At 70.9% G+C, this 2,749-nt stretch carries 6 protein-coding genes and 2 pseudogenes; 6 read left to right on the top strand and 2 right to left on the bottom strand.

Annotated features, from left to right (window positions below; genetic code table 11):
* Positions 1-221 (top strand): annotated as a pseudogene (locus tag EFE23_RS29240) (hypothetical protein); the annotation flags it as partial.
* Positions 222-332: 111 nt separating this feature from the next.
* Here EFE23_RS29240 and EFE23_RS29235 read toward each other — a convergent pair.
* Positions 333-530: a hypothetical protein gene (locus EFE23_RS29235; protein WP_233601182.1), complete on the bottom strand. Its 198-nt coding sequence runs from the start codon at positions 528-530 to the stop codon at positions 333-335.
* Between EFE23_RS29235 and EFE23_RS29230 the strand changes: the two genes are divergently transcribed.
* Both EFE23_RS29230 and EFE23_RS29225 read left to right on the top strand, forming a co-directional pair.
* Entirely contained in the window at positions 438-962 is a 525-nt protein-coding gene (locus EFE23_RS29230) for an MFS transporter (protein WP_233601181.1), read from the top strand. The genes EFE23_RS29235 and EFE23_RS29230 overlap by 93 nt on opposite strands.
* A complete protein-coding gene (locus EFE23_RS29225) occupies positions 880-1,209 on the top strand; it encodes a hypothetical protein (RefSeq protein ID WP_233601180.1) in 330 nt (109 codons plus the stop codon). The genes EFE23_RS29230 and EFE23_RS29225 overlap by 83 nt, the downstream gene beginning before the upstream one ends.
* A gap of 192 nt (positions 1,210-1,401) precedes the next feature.
* On the opposite strand, the gene EFE23_RS29660 is transcribed toward EFE23_RS29225, so the two are convergent.
* The gene (locus EFE23_RS29660) at positions 1,402-1,716 is read right to left on the bottom strand and encodes a hypothetical protein (protein ID WP_369410334.1); all 315 of its coding nucleotides are present in this window, start codon (positions 1,714-1,716) and stop codon (positions 1,402-1,404) included.
* Between EFE23_RS29660 and EFE23_RS29655 the strand changes: the two are divergent.
* The 3 genes and pseudogenes from EFE23_RS29655 to EFE23_RS27715 form a co-directional block, all read left to right on the top strand.
* Positions 1,687-1,800, top strand: a pseudogene (locus EFE23_RS29655) (hypothetical protein); the annotation flags it as partial. The gene EFE23_RS29660 and the pseudogene EFE23_RS29655 overlap by 30 nt on opposite strands.
* Before the next feature lie 185 nt (positions 1,801-1,985).
* Positions 1,986-2,285 (top strand): hypothetical protein, encoded by a 300-nt coding sequence (locus EFE23_RS29215; protein ID WP_233601178.1) that lies wholly within the window; start codon positions 1,986-1,988, stop codon positions 2,283-2,285.
* Positions 2,286-2,308: 23 nt separating this feature from the next.
* Positions 2,309-2,719 (top strand): DUF6069 family protein, encoded by a 411-nt coding sequence (locus tag EFE23_RS27715; RefSeq protein ID WP_255421185.1) that lies wholly within the window; start codon positions 2,309-2,311, stop codon positions 2,717-2,719.
* Positions 2,720-2,749: the final 30 nt, after the last annotated feature.

The following is a 2,749-nucleotide window of genomic DNA, read 5'->3' as shown; positions in this document are numbered from 1 at the left end:
CATGTGTCGGGTGGCGCATCGTCGTCGCCCTCGCCATCACCTCGACCATCGGCTACGGCACCCTCTACTACGCGTACGCCGTCCTGCTCGGCCCGATGGCCACCAGCCTGAGCGCCTCCGCCAGCACGTTCCCGGTGCGCTCACCGCGCCAGCGCTCGCCGGCGCGCTGGTGGCCATCCCCGTCGGCCGGTGGCTGGACCGCCACGGTGATCGCGCGCTGATGCCGTCGGCTCGCTCGCCGCCACCGCACTGCTGATCGCCTGGTCCCAGGTCCACACCCGCTGGCAGCTCTACGTCATGATTGGCGTCGGGATCACCGGTGCGATGGTCCTCTACGAACCCGCCTTCGCCGTCATCGTCTCCTGGTTCACTCCCAACCGACCTCCACCGCTCTGCTCGCGATCACGGTCGTGGCCGGGCTCGCCAGTACCGTCTTCATGCCCCTGACCGGCCTGCTGGTCGCACATCTTGGCTGGCGTGGCGCGCTGCTCGCGCTCGCCGTCCACGGCGCGGTAATCGTCCCGCTGCATGCCTTCATCGTTCGCAGACCCCCGCCAGCTCCGGCACCTACCCACTTACAGCGACCGGACCACATCCGGCGGCGGGCGGTGGCCAGCGCCGCTACGCGCGACCCGGGATTCTGGGTCCTCGCCGCCGCGCTCATCGCCCACGGCACCGTCACCAGAACCATCGGCGTTCACCTCGTCGGCTACCTCATCAGCCGCGGCCACCCCGCCACCTTCGCGGCTACCGCAGCCGGCCGCCTCGGCGTCCTGCCCGTCACCGGACGACTCGTCCTCACCGACGCCCGACGCCGCCTCCCGGTCACCACCATCGTGGCCGCCGTCTTCGCTACCCAGGCCGGCCCCGTGCTCGCCAATGACCCTCACCGCCGGAGCCAGGGCAGGGGCCATCATCACCGTCACCGGATTCGGATTCGGAGTCGGCTTCGGCATCGTTAGCCTCGCCACCCCAGCACTGCTCGCCGACTGCTACGGCACCACCGCCTATGCCACCGTCGCCGGACGATTCGCAGCCCCCGTCACCACGGCCAAAGCCGCCGCACCTCTGGCCGCCGCCACGCTCGTGCAGCACGTCGGCTACCACCTCCTGCTGGCAGCGGTCGCGATCGAATGCCTGCTCGCGGCCGCGGGCAAGCTCGCCGTGCGGGGGACACGAATCGACCAGCGCGGTAGCCAGGTCGTGTGACCTCCTCGGCGACCTCGCGGCGTTTGCACCTTGGGGTTCGGTGCTGCCCAAACGTTCCCATGAGCGGTAGCGCGGCGGGCAGACAGAGGACACGCCACGGCACACAGGGGAGAGCCGTTACCCCTGCCCTCATGCGTTCCAGGAGACAACCCATTTGCGCTCAGGTCGGGCTGCGGGCGGCGGCTGCTCCGGTCACTGGGCGGTGGTGTCGGCGGCCTGCTTGAGCACCTGCCGCAGGCGCCGGAGCGGCGGTACGCCCGAAACACCCGTCGCGTCGTCACGGTAGAGCCGGTAGGCCATCGCCGGACGGTGGTGGGGTTCGGCGAACGGATCCCGACCGTCGATGAGGACGCTGGGTGAGCCGAGGAAACGGAGCTGCTCAGCCTCGGTCTGGCTGGTTACCACCCGGACGGTGATGGGCACCGTCGACATGCCCTCCTCATCGAGCGCGCGGCGCACGACGGCGGCGGCCGGTCCATGGTTCGGGCAGTCCTCGACCACCAGCAACTCCAGCTTCACCCGCCCATGGTCGCGGAGTACGGCGCGAGTGTCACCACCGCGCAGGTGGCGCGCGCCGCCGGCATCGGCGAGGCCACGATCTTCCGGGTGTTCGCCGACAAGGACGAGCTGCTGGATGCCGTGGCCGCCGCAGCGCTCGATTCGGCCACGATGCTGGGGGAACTTTGTTCGATCTCGGTGGATCAGCCGCTGGCCGATCGACTGGTCGAGGCCGCCGACGCGCTGCAGGCACACTTCGGCCGCATGGGGGAACGGTCATGGGTGCCCTGCAGGCGTCGGGTCACCGCCGTGCCAGGCCGGCCCGCAATGAGGAGCCTGCCAGACGATCGGAGAACCGCGACGCCGCGCAGGCAGCGACAAGGGACGCCGTCACCGACCTGTTCACGCCGGAACAGGCAACGTTGCGGCTGCCGGCGCAACAGTTGACCGACGTGTTCCTCGCCCTGGTCGCCGGCCGCGGCCGGCACCCCAGCGCCGCCATTCCCGGCGTCGGAACCCCGGAACTGGTGGACCTGTTCCTGCACGGCGCCCTCACGTCGCCAGGCGACACCGGGTGAGCCGGCGTCGATGAGTACGGTCGCTGGCCGTCACGGCATCGGTGGCATTGCCGGTCCTGATCTGGCTGGTCGCTGTGTCCGTGGCCGGCTGCGACCTGCGCGTCGCGGACCCGTCCGGGCGGCCTGCGCTGCGGGTCGAACCTGGCGCGGTCGTCGTACTGGCCCTGATCGCGGCCGCCGCCGGCTGGGGCTTGCTCGCGTTGTTGGAGCGGTTCACCCGTGCCGCCCGCGCGGTGTGGCTGGTGGCCGCACTGTCGCTGATCCTGGTCTCCTTTCTGCCGTTGACCGGGTCAGGTACCGCGCCGGCGACCCGTGAGGTGCTCGGCCTGATGCACGTAGCGGTCGCCGCTGCGGTGGTGCCGACGATGGCGTTCACGAGCCCCGGCGGTCGGCGAGGAAGCTCGGCCACCCGTGAGGTACCTGCCTGCTGCTGATGCGACCCCAACAACGGCAGCAGCCGTGGG

Source organism: Micromonospora solifontis, assembly GCF_003725545.1.
Classification (GTDB): domain Bacteria; phylum Actinomycetota; class Actinomycetes; order Mycobacteriales; family Micromonosporaceae; genus Micromonospora; species Micromonospora solifontis.
The sequence above is the reverse complement of the archived record's forward strand: the minus strand, read 5'-3'. Positions and strand labels throughout refer to the sequence as shown.

Excerpts from the sequence above, each read along its gene's own strand:
- EFE23_RS29230 (WP_233601181.1), top strand. The coding sequence starts at position 438 with ATGCCCCTGACCGGCCTGCTGGTCGCACATCTTGGCTGGCGTGGCGCG.
- EFE23_RS29235 (WP_233601182.1), bottom strand. The coding sequence starts at position 530 with ATGCAGCGGGACGATTACCGCGCCGTGGACGGCGAGCGCGAGCAGCGC.
- EFE23_RS29225 (WP_233601180.1), top strand. The coding sequence starts at position 880 with ATGACCCTCACCGCCGGAGCCAGGGCAGGGGCCATCATCACCGTCACC.
- EFE23_RS29215 (WP_233601178.1), top strand. The coding sequence starts at position 1,986 with ATGGGTGCCCTGCAGGCGTCGGGTCACCGCCGTGCCAGGCCGGCCCGC.